The following is a 24,668-nucleotide window of genomic DNA, read 5'->3' as shown; positions in this document are numbered from 1 at the left end:
GGCCTTATATTGGATATCGCTAGCACACTTAATCCACTTTAGACGAATCGTCCTCGCAGCCCTCGCATCAATCAGTCGGAAGGGGTCATGAGGCGTGTTTAGTGGTTTGACCTTGCGATGTGTCCGCCATGTCGAAATGCGACCATGCGTCCAGCAAAGCTTGAAGCAGCTCGTCCATCATCGCCTCTGTATGGAAGGGACTTGGGGTAAAGCGGAGTCGTTCGGTCCCTTTGGGAACGGTCGGATAATTGATCGGCTGAACATAAAGACCATGCACTTCAATCAAATAGTCCGAGATCGCTTTGCAGCGAACCGGGTCCCCGATCAGCAGAGGCACAATATGGGTCGGCCCGTCGATAAAGGGCAAATCGGCTGCCCGGAACCGGGCTTTTAGCGCCGCCGCGCGATCTTGATGTCGCGTCCGAACATCACCCGATTGTTTCAGGTAACGAACTGAGCGCAACGCGCCCGCCGCGGTTGAAGGCGGGATTGAGGTCGTGAAAATAAAACCCGACGCCAAGCTCCGCACTGCATCCACAATAATGGAATCCGCAGCGATATAACCGCCAATCATTCCGTAGGCCTTAGCCAGCGTGCCCTGAATGATATCGATCCGGTCCATCAAACCCAATTGGCCGCACAGACCGGACCCCTCTGGACCGTACATGCCGACCGCATGGACCTCATCGCAATAGGTCATAGCCCCAAATTCCTCTGCCAGATCACAGATCGCCTCAATCGGCGCGATATCGGCATCCATCGAATAGACACTCTCAAACGCGATCAGCTTGGGCGCAGACGGATCCGCCGCCGCCAAAAGCTCGCGTAAATGCGCGACATCATTGTGGCGGAAGATCTGCTTCTCACACCGCGCACCCCGAATGCCTGCAATCATGGAGGCGTGGTTTAAGGCATCGGAAAAGATAATCAGTCCGGGTAGAATGCGGCTCATGACGCTAAGCGTCGCCTCATTCGCGACATAACCAGACGTGAAGATCAGCGAGCGATCCTTCTGATGCAAACTGGCGAGTTCACGTTCAAGCTGAACATGATAATGCGTCGTGCCCGAAATATTTCGCGTGCCGCCCGATCCCGTTCCCGTTGCATCCACAGCAGACTTTACGGCCTCCATCACGCAAGGGTTTTGACCCTGCCCAAGATAATCGTTCGAACACCAGACGACGATATCGCGCTGGGTCTGTTCATTCGGATACCAAATCGCTTTCGGAAACGCGCCACGTTTGCGCCGAATATCCTGAAAGACCCGGTAGCGGCCTTCGCTGCGAACTTGATCGACGGCTGTCTGGAATTGCCCGCGATAATTGGGGTGCATGAACGGTCTCCGGGTCGGCTGTGCCCGTCAGTCCATTAACCGCTCATACACCCTGTAATGTGACCCCGATCACCCCAGAGCTCCACATTTTACGTCATGGGATAGTCGCCATTTAGGAGGCTGATATGACGATCCTTAGCCATTGGTCCAATAAAGACCGCGTCAATTACGGCTCAGAAATTCAGACTTTCTCACATGGTTTGCAGCGGTCTGGATTATTCACCGATGAGGCGCTGGCTGATCTGCTCGACCGTCATCCTAGTCATTTGATTGACGTCTGCACCATGAGCGATGACCCAGAGTTTCCGAGCAAACATTGCACGGTTGATCCAGCGGGCGCGACAGGAGCGGAGTTGGTCGAAGCTGCGAAATCCGGGGCCATTTGGATCAATATCCGCGAAGCTATGAACCGTGATTCGGCTTACCGTCCTTGGTTAGAACAAGCTTATACTGAGCTGGAAGATAAAACCGGAGAACGGGCGCGTAAGCGTAATCGCCGCGGCGGTATTCTGATCTCATCGCCAGCAGCAAAAGTCCCCTATCATTGTGACCCGACCCAGACACTGCTCTGGCACATCAGGGGACGTAAGCGGGTTTTCGTCTATCCCGCGACGCAAGAGTTTTTGCCAGACGAGGCCTATGAGGCGATCGTTCTCGGCGAACGGGATCAAGATGTGCCGTATCGGGCGGAGTTCGACGAGTCAGCTCAGGTTTTCGACCTGCCTGACGATATACTCGTCTGCTGGCCCCACACCTCACCGCACCGTGTGGAAAATCAGGGCTTTTGTGTTTCGATGGTTATGGAATGCACGACACGGAACAGCGCGGTGCGCAACGGAACGCTGTATTTCAATGGCCTGATCCGTCGACATTTCGGCGCGTCACCGTCTTGGGACAAGAGCGGCCCCATTGAACGCTTCGCCAAATCTCTCGCCGGACATGTTTTACGTAAACTCGGCGCACATCGCGCCCACGTCCGAGAGGATTTTGTCCGGTTCCGGCTCGACCCCGGCAAACCGTCCGTGCTGGCGCCCGTCCCAGCCTACATACGAAACTTCTAGAAGCGACATAACATGACGACCTTTCCGGCCGATTTTATTCTAGACTATTCCAAGCCTGTCCCGCGTTACACCAGCTATCCAACGGCCCCGAATTTTACAGAGACCGTCGGGGCGGAGACGGTCGCCGCGTGGATGCGCGCGATCCCGTGCGACGAAGCGATCTCGCTATATATCCATATTCCCTTTTGCGATCGACTCTGTTGGTTTTGCGGCTGCCATACGCAGCATGTGCAACGTTATGACCCAATCAAACGCTACTTAGAAACACTCTATCAAGAGATCGACATCGTTGCCGATGCGATCGGCCAGCGGCAGCGAGTCGCGCAACTCCATCTCGGCGGGGGGTCGCCCAGCTTGCTCAAAGCCAATGACCTGTCCCGCCTCCGCGCGCGTCTCGACGAAGCGTTTATTCTAGATGCGCAGACTGAGATCAGTCTGGAGTTTGATCCAACAGACATGTGCGCAGACGATGTTGAAGGTTTCTGCGCGTTCGGCGTCACCCGGGCCAGCCTTGGCGTGCAGGATTTCGATGCGCGTGTGCAGGCCGCGATCAACCGACCCCAGAGCTTCGAAAAGACCCGGGAAATCGTCACGGCGCTGCGCAATGGCGGCGTTGCCTCCGTCAATATCGACGCACTTTATGGCCTCCCTTTTCAGACTGATGCGACCATACGCCGGACATTGGACCAAGTCATCGATCTTGATCCAGACCGCGTCGCCCTATTCGGTTACGCCCATGTGCCTTGGATGAAGAAACATCAGCGCATGATTGAGGAGAGCGCTCTACCCGACACACTCAATCGGTTCCGCCAATCCAACATTGCGGCCTCCGCCTTACGCAGAATGGGTTATCAACCGATCGGCATTGATCACTTCGCTAAGCCTCATGACACGCTATCTGTTGCGGCCCGTAACGGCACATTGCGACGCAATTTCCAAGGCTATACAGATGATCCCTGCCAAACACTGATCGGACTCGGCACCTCGTCCATCAGCCAATTTGCCCAAGGCTATTCTCAGAACACAAAAAGCGTCCAAGCTTATAGTCGTGCCGCAGACGCCCGGACACTATCGACCGAACGGGGCATTGAGATTTCAGATAGCGACCGCGTCACCGCCGCCGCAATCGAGCAGCTCATGTGCGAGTTCCGGATCGATAGCGATCGTCTGCGGTCACGCTTCGGATCTCTTGCCGACGGCGTTCTCGCGAAAGCTGCTCTCATCGTACACCGCGACGAAGACGGGTTGATCAAAGCCGATGCAACAGGATTCCATGTCACAGATATGGGTGTACCATTTGTCCGCTCGCTCGCCTCGCGATTTGATGACTATTTGCCGAGCAATACGGGTCGTTTTTCAGCGGCGGTCTAGCTCAGTCCGCCACTCCTGTGACGCCGATCACATTCCGACATGACGGACTGTCCATGAAAGGGCGAGTCGCGCCCGAATTGCGCCTCATCATATCCGGCATCCGCCGGGCCATAACATGTTCGACGAGTTGCCCATGAGCACCCAGACCCCATTAAATCTGGCAAATCCGCATTTGAAGCGTGACGACACGCTCATCCCGATGCTGTTCATCCTCATTCCCGGCGTTATCTGGGCGACATTCGCCGCGACAGGGTCTGGCTTTGGATCTTTCAACGGCATCGCCATGAAGGCGCAAGCGGCCACGATGCTGTTCGCCCTCATTGGAGCGATCATCTACATTGTTGGCAAGATGGGCACAGAACCGCCCACCGTTGACCATTCCCAATACGCCGACAAAGTTATTAAGTTTGGCGTCATCGCCACAACCTTCTGGGGCATTGCCGGCATGCTCGTTGGCGTCATCATCGCCGCCCAGCTCGCTTGGCCAGAAATCTTCTATTTTGAGAGCGCCGCTTGGACAAACTTCGGTCGTCTTCGTCCGCTCCACACCTCTGCTGTCATCTTCGCCTTTGGCGGCAACGCACTGATCGCCACCTCCTTCTATGTGGTGCAGCGGACGTGCCGCACGCGACTGGCCGGCGGGTCTTGGCCGTGGTTCGTGTTTTGGGGCTATCAGCTTTTCATCGTCTTAGCCGCGACCGGCTATCTAATGGGCGTGACCGGCGGCAAAGAGTATGCCGAGCCGGAATGGTATGTTGATATTTGGCTGACCGTGGTCTGGGTCGCCTATCTCCTCGTTTTCTTGTGCACGCTCGCCAAGCGTAAAGAGCCGCACATTTATGTTGCGAACTGGTTCTACCTCGCATTCATCGTCACAGTCGCGATTCTGCACCTCGTCAATAATTTGGCCCTGCCTGTCTCTGCGACCAGCGCGAAGTCTTACGGCGTTTATGCGGGTGTACAGGACGCCATGACGCAGTGGTGGTATGGCCATAATGCGGTTGGTTTCTTCCTGACGGCCGGCTTCCTCGCCATCATGTACTACTTCATCCCGAAGCGAGCGAACCGTCCGATTTGGTCCTACAAACTATCGATCGTCCACTTCTGGGCTGTGATCTTCATCTATATTTGGGCTGGTCCGCACCACCTGCACTATACGGCGCTGCCGCAATGGACGCAGACACTTGGTATGGTGTTCTCGATCATGCTTTGGATGCCCAGCTGGGGCGGCATGATCAACGGGTTGATGACGCTGCAAGGCGCTTGGGATAAGCTACGATCTGACCCCGTTCTGCGCATGCTTGTCGTCTCCGTGGCCTTCTACGGCATGGCGACCTTCGAAGGCCCGCTTCTGTCGATCCGCTACGTCAATGCTCTGTCTCACTATACGGACTGGGGGATTGGCCATGTCCATTCCGGCGCGCTGGGTTGGAACGGCTTCGTCACCTTCGGCGCGCTCTACTGTCTTGTTCCGTGGCTATGGAAGAAGAAGGATCTCTATTCGACCCGCTTGGTCGAGTGGCACTTCTGGCTCGCCACGATTGGGATCGTTTTCTACATCACCGCGATGTGGGGCGCTGGAATTAGCCAAGGGTTGAACTGGCGCTCCTATACAGAGCTCGGCTTCCTTGAATATTCCTTCATTGAAACCGTCAGTCCGCTGCATGTCTTCTACGCGATCCGCACACTGGGCGGCCTGCTCTTCCTGCTCGGCACACTGATCATGGCTTGGAATATCCGCATGACCATCATGGGCCGCGGCAATGCCGAGTCCACTCTGGCGGATGATGCGGCCAAAAAACCCGTCCTGCCAGAAACCGACACCATCCCTCCCACGCTTGCTCCGGCTGAATAAGATGTTCTTGCGAATCCACAAATATCTCGAGAAGAAATCCTTCGCGCTGCTGCTCGGCATTATCGGGGTCGTCTCTGTCGGCGGCTTGGTTGAGATCGCGCCGCTCTTCTACATCGACTCAACGATTGAAGAAGTGGACGGCATGCGGCCTTATACGCCGCTGGAGCTGGCCGGACGCAATATTTATATCCGCGAAGGCTGCTATGTCTGCCACTCACAGATGGTGCGCCCGCTGCGTGATGAAGTCGAACGCTATGGTCACTATTCGCTGGCCGCAGAGTCGATGTATGATCGGCCGTTCCAGTGGGGCTCTAAGCGGACAGGTCCAGATCTGGCTCGCGTTGGCGGTAAATATTCCGACGAATGGCACAATACGCATTTGCAGGACCCTCGTGCCGTCGTGCCGGAATCGATCATGCCGCCCTACGTCTTTCTGGCCGAGGCCGAACTTGAGATCGACGATATTGCGGGCCACCTCGCCGCTAACCGGGCTCTAGGCGTCCCATATACGGAAGAGATGGTCGCGTTGGCGCAGTCCGATGTGATGACCCAGCTTGATCCGATGGCGGACGACTATGACGGGTTCATGGCGCGCTATCCCAAAGCAATCATTCGTGACTTTGACGGCAACCCAGACAAGGTCACCGAAATGGACGCCATTATCGCCTATCTACAGATGCTGGGCACTCTGGTGGACTTCTCTGAATATGAAGCCGACCTCGACGAGAATCTACGATGACCTACGACCTCCTCGCCCATTTCATTAAAATCGGCGGCACGGTGGCTTTCACTTCCGTCTTCGTGCTCGCGATAATTTACGCGCTCTGGCCCCAGAACCGTGAACGGTTCGAACGGGCCGCCCATCTTCCTCTCGAGACACATGACGCTCCGGAGACCGACCATGACTAATGACGACCGCCCGGACGTAACCGACGACGGCGCCCCGCGCTATGACGAGCCTACTGGTCAGTATACAACTGGCCATAGTTGGGACGGGATTGAGGAACTAAACACGCCGATGCCACGCTGGTGGCTGGGTATTTTCTACGCCTCGATCGTCTTCGCCATTGGTTATGCTGTGCTGATGCCATCGATTCCGCTGATCAACAGCCATTTCGAAGGCCTTCTTGGGCATTCCGACCGCGGCGAAGTCGCCGCAGATCTTGTTGAAATGCGCTCTGAAAGAGCTGTCTTTGCCGATCGTCTATCTGGTACGGGCATTGACGACATCACAGCCGATCCGGAATTATTCCGCTTCTCTATGGCCGCTGGTAAATCTGCCTTTGGCGATAATTGCGCGACGTGCCACGGCACGGGTGGTCAGGGCTTTAAGGGGTATCCCAACCTCAATGACGATGTCTGGATCTGGGGCGGCACCTTCGAAGACATCCGCCACACATTGGAAGTTGGCATTCGGGCTGCACATGATGACACTCGGTTTAATATCATGCAGGGCTTCGGCCAAGACGGGTTTTTAACCCGCGATGAAATCAATGATTTGGCTGATTATATTCTGGCCTTCTCTGGACTTGAGGTCGACGCAGAGGTCCAACAGCGCGGTCAAACCCTGTTCGCTGATAATTGCGCTTCTTGCCATGGTGAGGACGCCAAAGGCGACCGCAGCCAAGGCGCACCGGACCTGACAGACGCTGACTGGCTCTATGGCGGTGAACGCGCGGATATTCAGACATCGATCTATTCAGGTCGACAGGGCGTTATGCCGAACTGGAATGAGCGGTTAGACCCGGAAATCATCACAGCGCTCGCGGTCTATGTGCACGCTCTGGGGGGCGGCGAACCGTCCTTGCCCGCTATCGTTCCTGCCAGCATGGATGACAGTGCCGAGAGTGAGATTGTGACAGACGACACAAATGTTGAGGCAGAGACCCCCTAACGCCCGCCCATGACGACCCTGATCGATAATACGCAGGAGCCGGGCAAGCGCGAGCAAGCCGCGCCCGGCGTCCAGCGCTCGCGGGCACCGAACCCGACGCCGTCGACACCCGCCAGCCTCTATAAAAAGCGCGAGCAGATCTATCCAAAGCTCGCGCATGGTACATTCCGGAACCTGAAGTGGCTCGCGCTCGTCGTACTGCTGGGCATCTACTATATCGTCCCTTGGTTGCGGTGGGACCGCGGCGTGGGACAACCTGACCAAGCGGTTCTGATCGACTTCGAGAATGCACGCTTCTATTTCTTCTTCATCGAGATTTGGCCGCAAGAAGCCTATTACATCACAGGCTTACTTATCCTCGCCGCGCTCGGTCTGTTCTTGGTGACATCGCTATTTGGACGTGTCTGGTGCGGTTATGCTTGTCCGCAGACGATCTGGACGGACTTGTTTATCTATGTCGAGCGCTTCTTTGAGGGTGACCGCAATGCGCGGATCAAGCTCAATAAGTCGAAATGGACGCTCTCTAAAATCTACAAGAAAACCGCCAAACATATCGTTTGGCTGTTCATCGCGGCATTTACCGGCGGGGTCTGGATCCTCTATTTCCACGACGCACCGACGATTGCGCGGGACTTCTTTACCGGGCACGCGCCGACGACCAGTTACGTCTTTGCCGCGCTGCTAACTTTCACCACCTATTCGCTCGCCGGTTTCATGCGCGAACAGGTCTGCACCTATATGTGCCCATGGCCCCGCATTCAGGCCGCTATGATCGACGAAGAAGCGCTCAACGTCACCTATCGTTATGATCGGGGAGAACCGCGCGGACCACATAAAAAAGGTGCAACTTGGGACGGTCGAGGCGACTGTATCGATTGCCGCCAATGTGTCGCCGTCTGTCCCGTCGGGATCGATATTCGCGACGGTCTACAGCTGGAATGTATTGGCTGCGCGCTGTGTATCGATGCTTGCAACGAAATTATGGACAAGGTCGATCGTCCTCGCAATCTGATCGCCTATGATACGGACGAGAATGTCGTGCGACGTAGCAAGGGGGAAAAAGCCCGTTACCGGCTTATCCGTCCGCGAACCATCATCTACGCCGTGCTGTTTGCGGGTGTCGGCTTTATCATGCTCGGCGCCTTGATCGGGCGAACCACCCTTGATCTAAATGTCCAGCGTGACCGTCAGCCCAATTTCGTCGTCATGTCAGATGGCAGCATACAAAACGGCTATACGGTCAAGGTCTTGAACAAGGCGACACAAACGCGCGCCCTTACCCTCACGGCCGAAGGTCTGCCCAGCCCCGTCATCAAAGTAGCGGGCCAGACTGACCTGACACTGAACGTACCGTCTGATGAGGCTGTCGACTTCCGGGTCACGATCGTCGAAGATAATTTGGATCAGATTGGCGGACGCGCTGAAATCCTGTTCCGACTGACCGACCCGGCATCAGACACAGAGGCAACTCGCAGCGCCGTCTTTGTGGCTGGCGGCACAAAATAGAGGCTGACATGAGCAAAAGTATGTCCCTACCCGTCGAAGAAACCACTGACGGCTGGCAGCTGACGGGTCGTCATGTGCTGGCCATGCTGGTCATTTTCTTTGGTATCATCATCACGGTCAGCATCGTGTTCACGACTCTCGCCGTGAAGTCCTTCCGCGGCGAAGATATCAAGCAATCTTACCGCCAAGGGATCGAATATAATTCGACTCTCGAAGCGCGTGCAGCGCAATCACAACTTGGCTGGACAGCCACCGTGAACGTCGTCGGAAACATGGCTGAGCGGAGCTTGGTCGTGAAAATCACAGATCAAGCTGAAGCCGGATTGCAAGGCGTGACCTTTTCTGGGGGCTTGCGTCATCCGGTCGATTCTACCCTCGACCGCCCTGTGATCTTTGAAACTTTTGAGGACGGGACAGCCCGCGCTGATCTAACTGGCCTGCTCGGCCAATGGACGTTGGAAGCCGACGCGATCCGCGGCGAGGATCGCTTCCACTTTCGGCGCAGTCTCGATCTCAGATGAGCGTCGCTCTCGCATCCTTCGTCAAAAAGGACGGTCAGCAAGCGTCGCTTGATCTCGTCATTGGCGGCGCTCGATGCGGGGGGTGCCTCGCCAAAATTGAAAACGGACTACGCGAGCAACCGGGCGTCAATCAGGCGCGCATGAACCTCTCTACGTCCCGCCTGCACATCGTCTGGGACGGAGGCGCGGATAGAGCTGACGGCTTTGCCCGCAATCTCGAAAGCATGGGATTTACGGCCGGACCGTATATTCCCGACGACGCCGAACAGAGCGACGTTCAGCAATCGCGCAAGCTTCTACTTGCTATGGCCGTCGCTGCGTTCGGCTTAATGAATGTGATGATCCTATCCATCGCCGTCTGGTCGGGTGGCGCGGATATGAGCGAAGAGACACGCGCTCTGCTACATTGGCTCTCAGCGGCAATCGCCTTACCAATTGCCGCCTTTTCGGGGCGCCCCTTCTTCGCCTCTGCCTGGCAAGCGCTGCGCGCCCGTACAACGAATATGGACGTGCCGATCTCCCTTGCAATCCTGCTCGCCTGCGGCCTGAGTCTTTGGGAGACGTGGCACGGCGAGGTCCACACCTATTTTGATGCCGCGCTGATGCTGATCTTCTTGCTCCTGATCGGACGAGTTTTGGATAATAGGCTGCGCGCCCGCACAGGACTGGCGGCCAGGCAGCTCGCTGCTTTACAGGTCCACAATGCCCAACGGCTTACATCGGACGGAGGGGTTGAAACCGTCCCAACGACCGAGATCATGTTAGGCGACCGGCTTATGGTCGCTTCGGGGGAACGCATACCCGTGGACGGGATCATCATGACAGGCTCGTCCCGACTCGATGCCGCGCTCGTCACGGGCGAAACGGCCCTACAATCTGTCGAGATTGGTGATCCAGTCTATTCAGGGACGATCAATCGCGGCGCGCCGATCACCATTGAGGCACTCAAGATCAGCGCCGACTCGTTTTTGGCCGATATTGCCAGCATGGTCGAAGCCGGACAGCAAACACAGGCGCGCTATGTCCGTCTCGCCGACCGCGCCGCCCGCGCTTATGTGCCCATTGTACACAGTCTGGCGCTGCTCACTTTTGTGGGTTGGCTAATGGTCGGCGGAACGCCGCGCACAGCGATCCTTAACGCCATTGCTGTGCTCATCATCACCTGCCCTTGTGCATTAGGTTTGGCCGTCCCTGCGGTACAGGTTGTTGCCGTAGGCCGACTATTTGCCAAAGGCGTGTTGATCCGTTCTGGCGATGCGCTGGAACGGTTGTCCACTATCCGCCACATCGTGTTCGACAAGACCGGCACTTTGACTGAAGGTCGCGTGAAAGCCGATGTGAGTCGTATCGACCCTGGTGACCTTGGCCTGATCGCCACTTTAGCCAGGCACTCAACCCACCCTATGTCGGAGTCGCTCCACCCCTTCGCAGACGCAGTCGAGGTCACACATGTCGAGGAGGTTGAAGGGTCTGGTCTTCGCGGGCAGATCCTAGGTCACACTGTTTGTCTCGGTCAGGCCGCTTTTGTAGGGTCCGATAATCTGGACGCTCCCGGACTTTGGGCCCGAATTGACAATCAAACCGCGATCCTGATTCCTGTGCGGGATACCTTACGCCCTGAGGCTGCAGACACAGTCTTTAAGCTCAAGGAAATGGGACTGACCCTCTCAATTCTGAGTGGCGATGCACGCGAAACGGCCAATCAAGTCGGGGCGGAGCTTGGCATTAATGACGTGACAGCGCGCGTTAAACCTGCCGATAAGCTCGCCCGCATCTCCGCCTTACAAGCTGAGGGCAACTCCGTTCTCATGGTCGGTGACGGCATCAATGACGCGCCTGCTCTGGCGCATGCCGACGCCTCTGCAGCGCTGGCCAGCGGCACAGAAATTTCGCGCTCAGCCTCCGATATTGTGCTTCAAGGGGATACGCTAGCTGGGCTGCCTTTTGCCGTTCAAGTTGCCCGCGCGGCGCGGCGGCGTGTACAGGAGAATTTCGGACTGGCGATCGGCTATAATATGCTGGCGGTTCCGCTTGCGGTTTTCGGCTATGTCACGCCGCTCATTGCAGCCGTGGCTATGTCGGCCTCGTCGCTGATCGTGACGCTCAACGCATTGCGAATGCGCCAGGTTGGACAATATGCAGGACCGAGCCACCCTGGACAGAATTATGGTAAGGCGCAGCGATGAATTCGCTTTTGTGGCTCATTCCCATCGCTCTGATTTTGGGCAGCGGCGCGCTCGGTCTGTTTGTCTGGGCGCTCCGATCCGGACAGTTTGACGACCCTGACGGAGACGCAGAGCGGATCCTTGGAGACGACGATTACCCTTTGGGTTGAGGCGTCTTGTTGGCCGCAGGCTCATCGTCATCGCGCGCACATACGGCGTGGCATGGCATCGGTGCTTCATCGCTGGGTTCTTTGGGCTGCCCGGGCAGCTGAATCCGAATGACGCGGCCTGTTGCGCAGGACAAAGTTTCGATAAAGTTCGAGCCTTCAGGCACTGGCATTAAAGGTAAAAAAGAATTCAAGCCGACTAGAACGGCGCAGGCTTTGGCAACGCTCACGAATCGTCATCCAGAATGTCGAGCAAATCACGTGGCCGGGCCGGGTGATGCAGAACGTGTAAGCGGCTTTGTAAGAAGCTGTCCGTATCGCCCAGAGGGGCGTCATCGCCCGCCATCAGAACAATTTTCGGGCGATCTGTTTCACCCATAACGAGGTTGAGCAACCTGTAGATCGGAGCCTGACCCCCATCCAAATCGAGGATGATGGCGTCGCATCGGCGTACCGTTCGATGCGCCAATACATCATGTGAAAACGTGTCAGCATCATCCACTTCCATGACCGGTCGCCCGCTCGCTTCGAGCAGGGGACGCATAGAGGCCAAAGTCGCAGACTGACTATCGATCATATAGATGACGGGTTGTGCGGCGCTGAGCGACATGAGAAAGCCTTGAGTGTTGATCTTTGATAAAGGAGCAACACTCCGCCATTGTGACCGGGGTCACGTCTGTGGCGCAAAGGCAGGACGATATCCGCCGCATGGACATGAACCGCATGACCTCTTCCTTGCCAATTTCTGGGCCAAACTCGGAACCAACATCCGCACTGGATGCAGTAATGAATACGTTGGTCGATGGTGCCATTGTGATTGATGCGCGCGGGTCGATCCAATTGATCAACCCCGCAGGAGAATCCATCTTTGGCTATGCCGCGAAAGAGGTCATCGGCCGCAACATCACCTGCCTCATGCCCGAACCCTATCATTCCGAGCATGACGGATATCTGGATCGATATTTAAAAACCGGCGAGGCAAAAATTATTGGTATCGGTCGTGAAGTCGAAGGCCAACGCAGTAATGGTGAGATTTTTCCGATGAGCCTCGCGGTCGGCGAAATGGGCCATCAAGATAGCACCTTATTCGTCGGCATTATTAGAGATTTGACCGAGGAGCGTCGTCGGGAGACCGAATTTGATGAACTGCAAGCGCGGCATTTTCACCTCTCCCGTGTCGCAGCCATGAACGAAATGGGCACCGCGATTGCCCATGAAATCAACCAACCGCTGGCCGCTGCTGCCAACTATATTGAAACCGGGAAAATACTCTGCACCCGTCTTGATGAGGGCGGTGAAAAGCTTGGCTCTGTGCTGGAACGCGCCTTGGAGCAGAATAACCGAGCGGCAGAAATTATCGCCCGTATGCGCAAATTTATCGAACGCGGTGATGTCAGTTCTGAAACTGTCGACCTCGATGAAATCATTGAAGCCTCGGTCATGCTTAGCCTGTCCCGGTTCCGCGACACGCAGATTGATATTATTCGAGACATTAATCCAAATGCCAGCCAGGTGTTCGGTGACGGCGTCCAGATTCAGCAAGTCCTCGTCAATCTGATCCGCAATGGCTGCGAAGCGATGACAGACAGCGCTCACAAGCAGCTTCATATCTCTGTTGATTCTGATGCGGAGCATCCTAATCTGGCTTGCGTTAGCTTATCCGACACGGGCACAGGTCTCTCTCAAGACATTATTCCCGATCTCTTCACCGCCTTTACGTCAACAAAAACGGGCGGGCTGGGCGTTGGGCTTTCAATCAGCCAGTCGATTGTCCGCGCTCATGGCGGGCGGATCTGGGCCACATCCAATCCATCGGGTGGGTCGACCTTCAGCTTCACCTTGCCGTTGGCGGACGACGCATGAAACCAACCATTCATATTATTGATGATGATGAACAGGTTCGAGAGTCACTCGGCCTCCTGCTGGAGACGGTGGGACATGATGTGCTGACTTATGTCTCGGGTGACGCCCATGTCGATGCCGCGCCGGACCTCACCCATGCTGTCCTTATTTTGGATGTGCGGATGCCAGGCCGAGACGGGTTGGAAACCCTGCTGCACGTGCGGACTCGGTCAAAAAACGTACCTGTCATTATGATTAGCGGACATGGCGATGTGCCCCTTGCGGTTAAAGCCATGCAGGCGGGTGCGAACGATTTTGTCGAAAAGCCCTTTGTTGCCAATCGAATTCTGTCGGCGATTGATCGTCTTGGCGAGCCCGTCGATATGGCGCCCGATGCTCTCGCAGCCTTGACCCCACGAGAGCTTGAGGTTGCCAAAGCGCTGGCCGACGGCAAACCTAATAAGGTGGTTGCCCATGAACTTGGCGTGTCCGTCAGGACGGTTGAGACACACCGCGCGCGGGTCATGTCGAAACTTGGCATCCGGTCACTGGCAGAACTCGTCCGCCTAATCCTTCTACCCTAGACCCGTCTGCGTAGTTCTACGTACGTAGAATACCGAACTGAGAAACTAACGCCGCACCGTCCATATCCCTCCGCAAGAAGGGAATTTTGACAATGCCGAACACAGCATCGCCACAACAATCCGGAATTGGGGCTGTTCGTGTCTATCCTGACAAGACACCAGTCTATTACCAAGGCGATGCCGCCACGCGGATTTTCCGCGTCAATAGCGGTGTCATCATGACATTCCGTTTGCTCGAAGATAGCCGTCGCCAGATCACTGGCTTCTGCACTGAGGGAGAATTTTTCGGCCTGTCACCAGACGGCGAGCATATGGACGGTGCGGTCACCGTGACCAGTGCTGGCGTGCAGAGCGTCTCGATCTCGGCTCTGGAGACCGATGCGGATCTCCGCGCCCAATTGCTGGACCATAGCTGGCGCAAAGTCGAAGACGCCCAGAATTTGATGATGACCCTGACCAAATCCTCGTCTGAAGCGCGGGTCGCGGCTTTCCTTGTCATGCTCGCCGAACGCCGAAAGCGCCGCGGCGCAAAGCAAGATGAAAACGCCATAGAAGTCCGCCTACCCATGTCTCGCCTCGACATTGCCGACTATCTCGGCCTGTCCCGCGAAACTGTCAGCCGGCGTCTCAATGACCTACAGGGTCTCGGACTCATCGCCCTTCCCGATACGCATACCGCGAACATCACCGAAATTGACGGCTTACGCCGCAAGGCCGGAACTGTGGTGACGGGCTAAGCTAGATCACTCCCGAAGCGCCCTCTCAATCATTGGCGCGCGTTTCGCCCCCGCCCCAGATGGCTGGATCGATGGGCGCAAACAGACCGTCCTCTGTCAAGCTCGCTGGTTCGTCTGAAAACCAGAACGGACCATCGAGGTCAGCGTAGTCGGCGGATTGGGACAGTAAGTGCGCGGGCGCGACGGCGACCGTCGGGGCCAACATACTGCCGACAAACACGCTCAAACCCCGAGCGCGCGCCTCATCGCGAATGACCAAAGCTGAGGTCAAACCCCCGCATTTATCAAGCTTGATATTGACGATTTGATAGAGTCCGTCGATCCGATCGAAGTCATCAATCGTTTGAAAACTTTCATCGGCACAGATGGGCAGCACTTTGGCCGCTTGAATTAAAGATGCGCGTGCATCGGATTCGTTTTCACAATGTCTAGTCAAAGGCTGTTCTAACAATTCGTATCCACATTCAGCCGCGACCGGCGCCAACCGATCAAGTTGCTCAACCGACCATCCCGCATTGGCATCAATCACGCGGCGCGTGTCTGGTGCGCTCATCGCGACGGCCCGTATCCGTATTTCTTCTTCGTCAGGACTGCCGCCCAGTTTGACCTTGAGTAGCGGTCGCCACGCCTCACTGCGGGCCTGCTCCGCCATACTTTCGGGACTATCGAGGACGATAGTGAAAGCGCTTGGAATGGGTTCTGGTGACAGGCCGAGAGTGCGGGCCACAGTCGCACCTGTTCGAGCGGCCTCCAAGTCCCATAAGGCTGCATCGAGCGCAGATCGCGCGCCGCCTGCTGGTAGTAAGTTAATAAGATCGTCTCGCGTCAAACCCTGTTCAATTTGCGAGCGCACCGCTTCAATCTCTGCCAGCAATCCCTCAGGCGTTGCGCCGAGATAGTTGATGCCCGTTGCGGCCCCTCGGCCAGAATGTGGACCATCGGTGAGACGCACAGACAGATAGGGCTGATGGGTCCGCGCGCCCGTCGAAATAATAAACGGCTTTTTGAGCCGTGGATTATGGACCGAAACGGTCAGTCGAAGCCTGTTCATCACATTTCGCTCAATGCTTTGCGGACAATAGCGTCCTGACATCTTGTCATGCGATTTTGTGCTGATTGGTCAAGCGCATGACATAATCCACATACATGTCGCGAGGGCGCATGAATAACTTGGCAAGTCCTCGCCTGGTGCGCTATGGGCGGAGAATTTTATTCATTGCAAAGAGTTTTTATGTCCGATCCGAGTGCCCCAACTAAACCCAATTCCTCTCAATCCTTGCCTAGCGATGCTGTTGATCGACTGGTTGAACTCTATGATCAACAAGTCGCCCTGCTACGAGCTCGCTTTGATGCCTATTCCGAAGGGCGCGTCGACAGTCTCGACTTGACCCACGCCGTCTATCCGCAAATTACGGTGTCGATCCCCGCCGAAGAAGCGGTCATGACCAGCAATCTGGCCTTGGGTCGTGTGTCAACACGTCACGAATTCACGACGACAATCACGCAACCGCGCCTGTTTCGTCCCTATCTCGAACGTCAACTCACTAAGGTTTTAGAGCAATTTTCGGCGCGCATTCAGGTGAGCTTGTCTGACAGCCCGATCCCGCTCAACTTTGCCCTGGAATCGGCGACTGCGGGCCTTGATCTTAAGGCGCGGCAAGCCCTGCCGACCTATTTCTACACACCAAACTTAGTGGCTACGAACGACCATATTGTCGACGGCAAAGAGATCCTTGATCGCACAGCGGCTATGCCGTTGGCATTATTTTCGGCCGAACGGACCGATTACTCATTGCACCGCATACGGCATTATACGGCCACCCAACCCGAAGACTTCCAGTCCTATATTCTGTTCACCAACTATCAGCGTTATGTCGATGAATTCGTCGTCTGGGCAGTGGAAGAAGTCCGCGCGGGTCGTGCGACCCATCTGGTCGAGCCGGGTGGCCGGGTCACTGGACCGGACGGCAAGCCGTCCTGCGATCCGATTGCGAAAGTCCCGCAAATGCCAGCCTACCACCTTGTGCGGGAACAGGGTCGGGGTGTCACCTTGGTAAATATTGGTGTTGGCCCGTCCAATGCCAAAACCATCACTGATCACCTCGCCGTGTTGCGACCGCATGTCTGGCTGATGATCGGCCATTGCGGAGCGCTTCGGCGCACTCAGCGCCTTGGCGACTATGTGCTTGCCCATGCCTATCTTCGCAAAGACAAAGTCCTCGACCATGTTCTGCCACCACATATTCCGCTGCCAACCTTGGCCGAAGTGCAGCTCTCTCTTAGTAAAGCCGTTTGTGAAGAGACGGGCGCCTCCCCGTCCGACCTGAAACATCTGCTGCGAACTGGCACAGTCGTGACCACGGATGATCGGAACTGGGAATTGGCGTTTGAAGACTATGCCGTTGATTTGAATAAGTCGCGGGCCATCGCCATCGACATGGAATCTGCGACGATTGCGGCCAATGGATATCGCTACCGTGTTCCCTATGGCACACTTCTCTGCGCGTCAGATCGACCTCTTCACGGAGAGATTAAACTGCCAGGAATGGCGGATGCGTTTTATCAGGAGCGCGTCGGGCAACATCTTCAGATTGGTCTGCGCGCGATCAAAATCCTGCGCGACGAGGCCGATGCTGGAAATCTACATTCGCGGAAACTGCGCAGTTTTGATGAGCCGCTGTTCCGATAACAAAATATTCCGCTCATAAAAAAAGCCGCCCGTCAAAACGGGCGGCTCCAATTCGTAAGTGTTTGAGAGTCTAGCGACCGCGTGCGTTGACGATATCCATCTCTTCAAGCAGGCGATCCGCCTCATCAACCTTATCCATGACCCACAGCATGTAGCGGCTATCGACATGGATAGACCGGGTCGTGCGTGGGTCGAAGTCCCAATCGGAGTTCACACTCTCAATCGTTCCGTCGAAGAGTAAGCCGACCAGTTCCCCGCGCGCATTCAGCGTCGCTGAACCGGAATTCCCGCCAGTCGAGTCGAGGTCCGTGAGGAAATTAACCGGAACGGATCCAATAGATTTCAACGCATAGGACCCGTAGTCCTTCGCATTGATCAGATTAAGTTGCTTTTGTGGAGAGTTAAACGGGTCCTCGCCATTATCCTTCTCGATAATGCCTTCTAGCGTCGTGAATGGATCGTAGCGCAGTCCATCCTTGGGCGAGCCACCCATGACATTGCCATACGTCACCCGCAGCGTGGAATTGGCATCCGGATAGGCAGTGAAGCCCTGTGCTTTCTGCCACGCGATAATCGCTTCCATATATTTAGGTTGCAATGTGGCGCGACGACCGGCTCGATCTTTTCTCGCGCCTTCACGCTCCATGCCATAATCATACAGCGCGACAGCGAGTTGCATGAACGGATCATCGCTCGCTTCCAACTCTTCGGTTGTTGCTTCCATCAACGCTAGGCGCGTGTCGAGATCACCCAACGTCGTCTCGGCATAATAGCGATCCAGCATAGCCGACATCTCTGCCTCGCTCATGGACCCATTGAGCCCCAAGGCGGTGTCGAACACATCAACACGCTGCGCTTCCGGTTGTGCCAGATAGCCTTTTAGGAAGACCATCCATTCCGCCTTGTCGACGGCGGGATCATAACGACGATCAATCGCTGTGAAGCTCTGCTTCATCCGGTCCATATCGCGCTCTTGATAACCGGTTTCGCGATCAGCATCGGCTTTTTCACTCTCCTTAGACAAACGATAAAGACGGCGCGCAATATTGTAGAGTTGCGGGCGTGTGGCATTGCCGAACCAGTAGGATTTTTGCGCGGCCATCGCTGTTTCTTTTGCCAGCGCGTCGAGCGCTTCGATAGACTCGGCATAGCCAGCATCCGGCGCCTCATCAGCAATCCAAGCATTGAGAGCCGCTTCACGCTCGGCCCGGCGATCAACTAGCCCAACGCGGCGAGCGCCTTCGATCTGGCCGCCGAGATTCTTCATGAAATTATTAAGTCCCGCCAGACGGGATTCATATTTGATCCGCGCATCACTGCCTGGCTCAGACGCGCCTTCGATAGCGCCGATCCAGTCTTTCAGCACGACTTGCCATGTTGGATAGTTCCAATCGAACGTATTCTCGACCTCGGCCAAACGCGCATAACGAGACGTGCGGCCCGGATACCCAGCGACCATCACGAAATCGCCGTCATCCAGTCCAGCGCCAGAAACTTTCAGCGTGTGCTGCGGCGTGAACGGGACGTTCTCTTCGCTATAATCCGCTGACTTGCCGTCGGGAGACACATAGGCCCGGTAGAATGAGAAATCGCCCGTATGACGTGGCCACATCCAGTTATCGATATCACCGCCATATTTACCGATCGGGCCCGCTGGCGCGTAGACTAGACGCACATCTTTAATCCAAAGGCTCTTGATCAACTTATATTGGAGACCGCCATAAAAAGAGGCCACGTTACAATGATGGCCTTCATCTTCCTCGCATTCGGATACGAGAGCCTTCCGTGCTGAGTCGATGGCAGCAAAGCGCTCCTCACCCGATAGGCTTTCCGATAGATCGCCTGTCACTTTGTCCGTGACATCGTCAACATCCACGGTGACGTAGATGCGAGATCCCGGTGCGGCTGGAAGCTCGGCGTCAAAATCCTGAGCGAGAAAACCGTCTTCGAGATAATTATTCTCTTCGGTAGAATTATATTGGATGGACCCATAGGCGCAGTGATGGTTGGTCACGACCAAGCCCTGCGTTGAGACGAACGATGCCGTACAGCCATTGATCGACACCACCGCACCCATTGGAAAGCCTGTGAGATCGGAAATTTGCGCGGGTTTGAGTTTGAGCCCTTTGGCGCGAAGGTCCTTGGCAATCTCTGGTAACTGATCCGGCGTAAACATGCCTTCCGTCGCTGAGGCCGGCATAGCGACCGCCATGGCGAGGGCTATCAGCGAGCTGGTATAAAGGGGTGTGGTTTTCAATCGAGTCGTCACGCAAGTCTCCATTTCGAAATCAATAAAGACGCTACTGACGGCTCTCCCCCGCACGAACAAGGCCGACCATGCGGAACTGATAGAAAACTATTCCTACGAGGTAAAAACTGGCGAAAAATTGACTAATTCCCTCACATCAATATCCTTATTGACGATCTTTCCAGTTAATGTCACGGTCGACGATGGACCATATTGGAGGCACCGTGTTCGATCTGAGTGGAAAAGTCGCGCTGGTAACGGGCGGTAATGGCGGGCTTGGCCTCGCCATGTCAAAAGGGTTGGCGAAAGCAGGCGCTGACATCGCGATCTGGGGCCGCAATGCAGACAAGAACGCTGCGGCGGTCGCAGTTCTGTCACCGTTAGGGACAAAGGTGACCGCGTTTGAATGCGACGTGACCGATAGCGACAGCGTTCGCGCGGCGTTCGAAAACACGGTCGAACATTTCGGTCAGGTCGATGTCTGTTTCGCCAATGCCGGCGGCTCTGGTCCGTCGGGCATGCTTCATGAACTCAGCGACGAGGCTTGGGACAGTGTCGTCGATCTCAACCTCAACAGCGTCGTCAAAACGTTCCGCGCCATGACGGGGCACCTGCTGTCACGCAAAGCCCCGGGCAAGCTGATCGTGACATCCTCAGTCGCCTCAATGATGGGAACGCCGAGAGCGGCTGGCTATGCAACGACAAAGGCTGCGGTCAACGGATTGGTCAGGTCGTTAGCCGTCGAACTGGGTCGCGCCGACATTCAGGTCAACGCTATTCTGCCCGGCTATATTGAAACGGAAATGTCGTTGGATACGCCGCAGGCTTTTCAGGATGCTTGTCGTCGTCGCTCAGCGTCAGGCAAAATCGGCACGCTTGAGGATATGGAAGGTATTGCGGTCTTCTTGGCGTCCGATGAGAGCCACTTAATGACAGGTCAAACTCTGGTTCTAGACGGCGGCCACACCATCCACCCCATGTAGCGTGTCCTCGTCAGACGCAACGCTGGCCAGCTGACCGGCTTTGTAAGCGTTGCTGACACCTTCAATCGACCCAATGATCATCTGCACGGTGATGTCCTCGACCCAAGCAGGATCCGTCGTCTCGCTTTCGAGAAAATGACCGGCTGCTGCAGGAATACCGAATGAGATATCAGTGCAGGCGATCGCGAGGTCCATCGGCATATCGAAATTGGCCGACACCACTTTGGCTACAAAACGAACCGCATCCGGGCGACTATAATCTGTTGGGTCGCGACCATCCGCTAGGGACGGCTCGGATTGTAAGCGCTGCAGGATCAAGCCCCGCTCGGCAATATAACCAATATATTGATGGGTGACGGCGCGAACCATCTCGGAGAAATCTTCGGTTGTCGCCGCCGCTTGCGCTTGTAGGCGTCGCAAACGACGTAGTTCACGCTGCAGCAGTTCGCGCAGCAGCTCGGTCACATTTTCGAAATAAGCATAGATCAGCGATTTGCTAACGTCAGCCTGACGCGCAATGCGCTCCATCGTCGCCGCACTGACGCCTTCGCTCGCCACGACTTCGGCTGCATGATCCAAGATCATCGCCCGACGTTTCTCGGGGCTGTAGCGGCGGCGCTTGGCGGGTGTTGTCGAGGACATGGAAGAAGCTCGAAGATGAGAAGGCGGATTGCACCTACCAGCTATGCCCTAGAAAGTCGCGGGGTCAATCCAGAGCATGGCGTCAATCGACTCCGTCTCTGGTGCAGACACGCGCTCATGCAGGGCGATGATATTACCATCCGGGTCCAAACCTGTCGCAACACGCCAGCCAAATGGTGTCATTATTGGGTCTGAGAACACAGTCGCATCCGCCAAACGTGCGCGTTCTGCGTCCAGATCTTCAACCTCATACGCGATCATATTATAGCCCAGCGTGTCCAGCATGGCGTGCCCATCCCGCGCTTCTGTCCGCGGCTTAATATACTCCCAAAATTCGATTTCCATATTGCGTGCAGCGAACCAAGAACTGCGCACGACTGTATTGTCGTACCCGACCACTTGATCGATCAGAGGGCGATCAGAATATTCGCCACGACGACGCGGGCCATAACCCAGAATTTTGGTGTAAAACTCACTCATCCGGTCTGCGTCCGGCGTGGCCGAGCCAATATGCCCAACCCATGGTCCGCCATCACGTCGCGGCGTGTCGGCGACTTCGGTTTCGATCATGGCGCCGTTTGGATCCAACCCATAGGCGTAGCGCATCCCGTAACCGCCGAGGTCGACAGGCTCTTCACCGCGCGTCACCATAGTCAGTCCATTCTCCCGGAACTTCGTGAACGCGGAGTCAGACGCCGGTGAGATGAAGCACATATGCGTATAACCAGGCCCTTTCACCGGGCGAATAAAGGGCTCCGAAGGGGCGTCCGGATCGAAATCGACAAGCTGAACGAAGACGTTACGAGCGTCGACTAAGGCCACTTCAATTTCGTCGTGATCGCCAGCAATAAACTGGGAGGGATAAAGCATCGCAGGATCGACCCGATCCCGACGGACCAGAGTGTAGGGCACGACGCCTTGATAAAAGGCTAGGGTTTCGTCGATGTCGGACACGGTCTTGCCGATGAAGCGCACGCCTTTGACGCCAGATTCTAGATCTACCTCAGTCACATTCGGTGAGTCGGTTTCAATGCCAATCGACTGGCATGCGACCAACGCCGCCGCTGCGATCAAACACATTCCTACATGTTTCATTCTATTCCCCTTTGACGTCCTCTTCGGGTCCGAAAACCAGCAGCACATTGCCCGGGATTTGACCAAATTTATCATAGCCGGAATTAGTGATCACCTGCTCGCCAACGACCACAATACCCGCTGAGTCGATCGACCCACCCCGAGCCATCACCCCATTGGTGGTTTGAAAATCACGCAACGTATCGAAGGACCAGAGCGTGTCTCCGGACTCAATATCATAGGCTTTCACAATGCCGTTGAGCGTGCTGGCGAAGACGGCTGTGTCGGTGACAGTCGGCGGCGCGGACACGGCTGTGCGGCAGTGATGTGTCGGCTCGTCACATTTATCGGGTTCGATCACGCTCCAGACGGTTGCGTTCGTCGTGATGTCCTTAACGTGCATACCTTGGCGATTATCGCCCACCGCAAAGCGATTACCCGGCGTGTCGGCAATACCGATGAAGAGCTGGCCCTTGTGAGTGGCCATGCCCCAATGAACCCCGCCATTAAAGCCGCCTCTGCCTTTACGCATGTCCCAGAGGATCTTACCGCCGTCTTCGGGATCAAGCCCGTAGATCATGCCGGACTTCTGCCCGGCCAGCAGAATGTCGCGACCTGCGGCGGTAGTCGTAAGGATCGGCGGCGCGCCAAAATCGAAATCGGGACCATCTTCTTCAGGGCAATTGACGGTCGTGCCATAGGGACCACAGGCCGCGTTCCACGCATCGCCTTCAATCGTCTGGGTTGCCCAAACAATCTCGCCTGTCTCCATTGAAATTGCGAGGATCGCATCGCTCAAATCATTGGCCGGTGAGGAATAATTCTCACCCGTTCCAGCATAGAGAAGTCCGCGCTTGGCATCGATGGTTGGGGAATTCCAGATCGGCGCACCGGATGGCCCGAAGCGTTTCGCACCGACACTATTGACGCCGCGCTCCTGGGGCTCGGCAACCGTATGCATCCGCCAGATTGTTTCCCCCGTCGTCGCGTCAACTGCCGTCATACCGCCCCGAAAGGTGCAGCATTCATAGCCCGGCGTGTAAGCGTCGATCACTTCGAGCGACGACATGGGGACAAAGAGACGACCGTCATGCAGGACGGGTGAGCCCGTTATCGTTCCGGCGGGATGGTCCTTCACCGAACTGACCCAAAGCGCCTCACCCGTCTGGGCGTTCAGCGCATAAATATTGGCGTCAAAATCTCCGAAGTAGAGCATCTCAGCGCGGCCCTGCGCATCAACCTCGATCATCGGCGCGACCCGAACTTCGGCCTTGGCCGGGTATGTCCAGTGAATGCAGCCCGTCTCTCGGTCGAGCGCATAGACGAGACCGCTCTGTGAGCCGGTGAATAGCGCTGTACTGGTCGCGGCTGGCTGCGACCGCGCCCGTGCGGCCCCCGGAAAACCGAAGGACCATTTCAATTCCAGCGTCTCGATTTGATCGGCGCTTAAGGTTGAATGCGGTGCATAACGCGTGTTGCGCTGATCACTGCCCCATTGCGTCCAGAGCGCGTCCCCTGGATTGAAGTCGGTTTCGCACCGATTGGCTTGGGCATTCTCGACTGCGGACCCAGCCGTTGGGTCGCCGAGATATTCGGCAATATGGCGGCGCTCCATCGGCGTTAGATGCTCAGCCTGAACTTGCATGATGCCAAAGGCGAGTGACCGGACAATCGCTTCACTCCCTTGCAGACTGATCGCTTCTCGGGTGGGGGCTTCGACACCGCTGCCGTCATGACAAGACGCGCAATTATCGATATAGAGCTGACGACCTGGATGATCTCCGTCGTCAGCTTGGATCGCCGCCTGGATCATCTCATCAATTGTTGGACCCGAGATTTGCGCGGGATTATCTATAGAGACATCGGTGCCAGAGCTGCAGGACGATAAGGCGATCACACCCAGCCCCGTCAACAGGACAGCCGAATGATCCAGGCCATATCTAGCCCCCATCTCGCGCTTTGCTCTGTCTCTTGACATCCTGCCCGCCATGTTGTT

Annotated in this window: 22 protein-coding genes; 15 read left to right on the top strand and 7 right to left on the bottom strand. The window is 56.1% G+C overall.

The features are described 5' to 3' along the window. Positions 1 to 85: 85 nt before the first annotated feature. On the bottom strand, positions 86 to 1,333 hold the full coding sequence (gene hemA / locus QQL54_RS01280; protein ID WP_284386702.1) for a 5-aminolevulinate synthase: 1,248 nt from the start codon (positions 1,331 to 1,333) through the stop codon (positions 86 to 88). A 125-nt stretch (positions 1,334 to 1,458) separates the two neighbouring features. On the opposite strand from hemA, the gene QQL54_RS01275 reads away from it, so the two are divergent. From QQL54_RS01275 to ccoS, 10 genes are all read left to right on the top strand, one after another. Beyond that, a complete protein-coding gene (locus QQL54_RS01275) occupies positions 1,459 to 2,394 on the top strand; it encodes a cupin domain-containing protein (protein ID WP_284386701.1) in 936 nt (311 codons plus the stop codon). A gap of 12 nt (positions 2,395 to 2,406) precedes the next feature. After that, positions 2,407 to 3,765 carry an oxygen-independent coproporphyrinogen III oxidase gene (hemN, locus tag QQL54_RS01270; protein WP_284386700.1) on the top strand — a complete coding sequence of 453 codons (1,359 nt, stop codon included), beginning with the start codon at positions 2,407 to 2,409 and terminating at the stop codon, positions 3,763 to 3,765. 283 nt (positions 3,766 to 4,048) lie between these two features. Further along, entirely contained in the window at positions 4,049 to 5,620 is a 1,572-nt protein-coding gene (gene ccoN / locus QQL54_RS01265; RefSeq protein WP_431355921.1) for a cytochrome-c oxidase, cbb3-type subunit I, read from the top strand. Position 5,621: 1 nt separating this feature from the next. After that, on the top strand, positions 5,622 to 6,359 hold the full coding sequence (gene ccoO / locus QQL54_RS01260) for a cytochrome-c oxidase, cbb3-type subunit II (RefSeq protein ID WP_284386698.1): 738 nt from the start codon (positions 5,622 to 5,624) through the stop codon (positions 6,357 to 6,359). Beyond that, positions 6,356 to 6,529 (top strand): cbb3-type cytochrome c oxidase subunit 3, encoded by a 174-nt coding sequence (locus QQL54_RS01255; protein WP_284386697.1) that lies wholly within the window; start codon positions 6,356 to 6,358, stop codon positions 6,527 to 6,529. The genes ccoO and QQL54_RS01255 overlap by 4 nt, the downstream gene beginning before the upstream one ends. Continuing rightward, positions 6,522 to 7,514 carry a cytochrome-c oxidase, cbb3-type subunit III gene (gene ccoP / locus QQL54_RS01250; protein ID WP_284386696.1) on the top strand — a complete coding sequence of 331 codons (993 nt, stop codon included), beginning with the start codon at positions 6,522 to 6,524 and terminating at the stop codon, positions 7,512 to 7,514. Before QQL54_RS01255 ends, ccoP begins: the two co-directional genes overlap by 8 nt. Before the next feature lie 9 nt (positions 7,515 to 7,523). Next, on the top strand, positions 7,524 to 9,020 hold the full coding sequence (gene ccoG, locus QQL54_RS01245) for a cytochrome c oxidase accessory protein CcoG (protein WP_284386695.1): 1,497 nt from the start codon (positions 7,524 to 7,526) through the stop codon (positions 9,018 to 9,020). A gap of 8 nt (positions 9,021 to 9,028) precedes the next feature. Then, the gene (locus tag QQL54_RS01240; RefSeq protein ID WP_284386694.1) at positions 9,029 to 9,541 is read left to right on the top strand and encodes a FixH family protein; all 513 of its coding nucleotides are present in this window, start codon (positions 9,029 to 9,031) and stop codon (positions 9,539 to 9,541) included. After that, positions 9,538 to 11,727 carry a heavy metal translocating P-type ATPase gene (locus tag QQL54_RS01235; protein ID WP_284386693.1) on the top strand — a complete coding sequence of 730 codons (2,190 nt, stop codon included), beginning with the start codon at positions 9,538 to 9,540 and terminating at the stop codon, positions 11,725 to 11,727. Before QQL54_RS01240 ends, QQL54_RS01235 begins: the two co-directional genes overlap by 4 nt. Further along, entirely contained in the window at positions 11,724 to 11,876 is a 153-nt protein-coding gene (gene ccoS / locus QQL54_RS01230; protein WP_284386692.1) for a cbb3-type cytochrome oxidase assembly protein CcoS, read from the top strand. Before QQL54_RS01235 ends, ccoS begins: the two co-directional genes overlap by 4 nt. 223 nt (positions 11,877 to 12,099) lie before the next feature. On the opposite strand, the gene QQL54_RS01225 is transcribed toward ccoS, so the two are convergent. Then, on the bottom strand, positions 12,100 to 12,483 hold the full coding sequence (locus QQL54_RS01225; protein ID WP_284386691.1) for a hypothetical protein: 384 nt from the start codon (positions 12,481 to 12,483) through the stop codon (positions 12,100 to 12,102). Between the two features lie 113 nt (positions 12,484 to 12,596). Here QQL54_RS01225 and QQL54_RS01220 point away from each other — a divergent pair, with 113 nt between their 5' ends. From QQL54_RS01220 to QQL54_RS01210, 3 genes are all read left to right on the top strand, one after another. Continuing rightward, complete coding sequence (locus QQL54_RS01220; protein WP_284386690.1) at positions 12,597 to 13,736, top strand: two-component system sensor histidine kinase NtrB; 1,140 nt, start codon at positions 12,597 to 12,599, stop codon at positions 13,734 to 13,736. Continuing rightward, positions 13,733 to 14,299 carry a response regulator transcription factor gene (locus QQL54_RS01215; protein ID WP_284386689.1) on the top strand — a complete coding sequence of 189 codons (567 nt, stop codon included), beginning with the start codon at positions 13,733 to 13,735 and terminating at the stop codon, positions 14,297 to 14,299. Before QQL54_RS01220 ends, QQL54_RS01215 begins: the two co-directional genes overlap by 4 nt. A 92-nt stretch (positions 14,300 to 14,391) precedes the next feature. Then, positions 14,392 to 15,036, top strand: coding sequence for a helix-turn-helix domain-containing protein (locus QQL54_RS01210; protein ID WP_284386688.1), 645 nt, complete (start codon positions 14,392 to 14,394; stop codon positions 15,034 to 15,036). Between the two features lie 25 nt (positions 15,037 to 15,061). Here the strand turns inward: QQL54_RS01210 and QQL54_RS01205 are convergent, their stop codons facing one another. After that, positions 15,062 to 16,087 (bottom strand): dipeptide epimerase, encoded by a 1,026-nt coding sequence (locus tag QQL54_RS01205; RefSeq protein ID WP_284389420.1) that lies wholly within the window; start codon positions 16,085 to 16,087, stop codon positions 15,062 to 15,064. Between the two features lie 180 nt (positions 16,088 to 16,267). On the opposite strand from QQL54_RS01205, the gene QQL54_RS01200 reads away from it, so the two are divergent. Continuing rightward, entirely contained in the window at positions 16,268 to 17,725 is a 1,458-nt protein-coding gene (locus tag QQL54_RS01200; protein WP_284386687.1) for an AMP nucleosidase, read from the top strand. Between the two features lie 70 nt (positions 17,726 to 17,795). Here the strand turns inward: QQL54_RS01200 and QQL54_RS01195 are convergent, their stop codons facing one another. Continuing rightward, positions 17,796 to 19,937: a S46 family peptidase gene (locus tag QQL54_RS01195; protein WP_348520691.1), complete on the bottom strand. Its 2,142-nt coding sequence runs from the start codon at positions 19,935 to 19,937 to the stop codon at positions 17,796 to 17,798. Between the two features lie 224 nt (positions 19,938 to 20,161). On the opposite strand from QQL54_RS01195, the gene QQL54_RS01190 reads away from it, so the two are divergent. After that, entirely contained in the window at positions 20,162 to 20,956 is a 795-nt protein-coding gene (locus tag QQL54_RS01190) for an SDR family NAD(P)-dependent oxidoreductase (protein ID WP_284386685.1), read from the top strand. On the opposite strand, the gene QQL54_RS01185 is transcribed toward QQL54_RS01190, so the two are convergent. Genes QQL54_RS01185 through QQL54_RS01175 form a run of 3 tightly spaced genes read right to left on the bottom strand, consistent with a single transcriptional unit; the run spans position 20,924 to position 24,650 of the window. After that, positions 20,924 to 21,598: a TetR/AcrR family transcriptional regulator gene (locus QQL54_RS01185; RefSeq protein WP_284386684.1), complete on the bottom strand. Its 675-nt coding sequence runs from the start codon at positions 21,596 to 21,598 to the stop codon at positions 20,924 to 20,926. The two genes, QQL54_RS01190 and QQL54_RS01185, sit on opposite strands and share 33 nt — an antisense overlap. Positions 21,599 to 21,646: 48 nt before the next feature. Beyond that, positions 21,647 to 22,693: a VOC family protein gene (locus tag QQL54_RS01180; protein WP_284386683.1), complete on the bottom strand. Its 1,047-nt coding sequence runs from the start codon at positions 22,691 to 22,693 to the stop codon at positions 21,647 to 21,649. A gap of 1 nt (position 22,694) precedes the next feature. After that, complete coding sequence (locus tag QQL54_RS01175) at positions 22,695 to 24,650, bottom strand: outer membrane protein assembly factor BamB family protein (RefSeq protein WP_284386682.1); 1,956 nt, start codon at positions 24,648 to 24,650, stop codon at positions 22,695 to 22,697. Positions 24,651 to 24,668: the final 18 nt, after the last annotated feature.

Source organism: Algimonas ampicilliniresistens (assembly GCF_030159955.1).
GTDB lineage: Bacteria > Pseudomonadota > Alphaproteobacteria > Caulobacterales > Maricaulaceae > Litorimonas > Litorimonas ampicilliniresistens.
The sequence above is the reverse complement of the archived record's forward strand: the minus strand, read 5'-3'. Positions and strand labels throughout refer to the sequence as shown.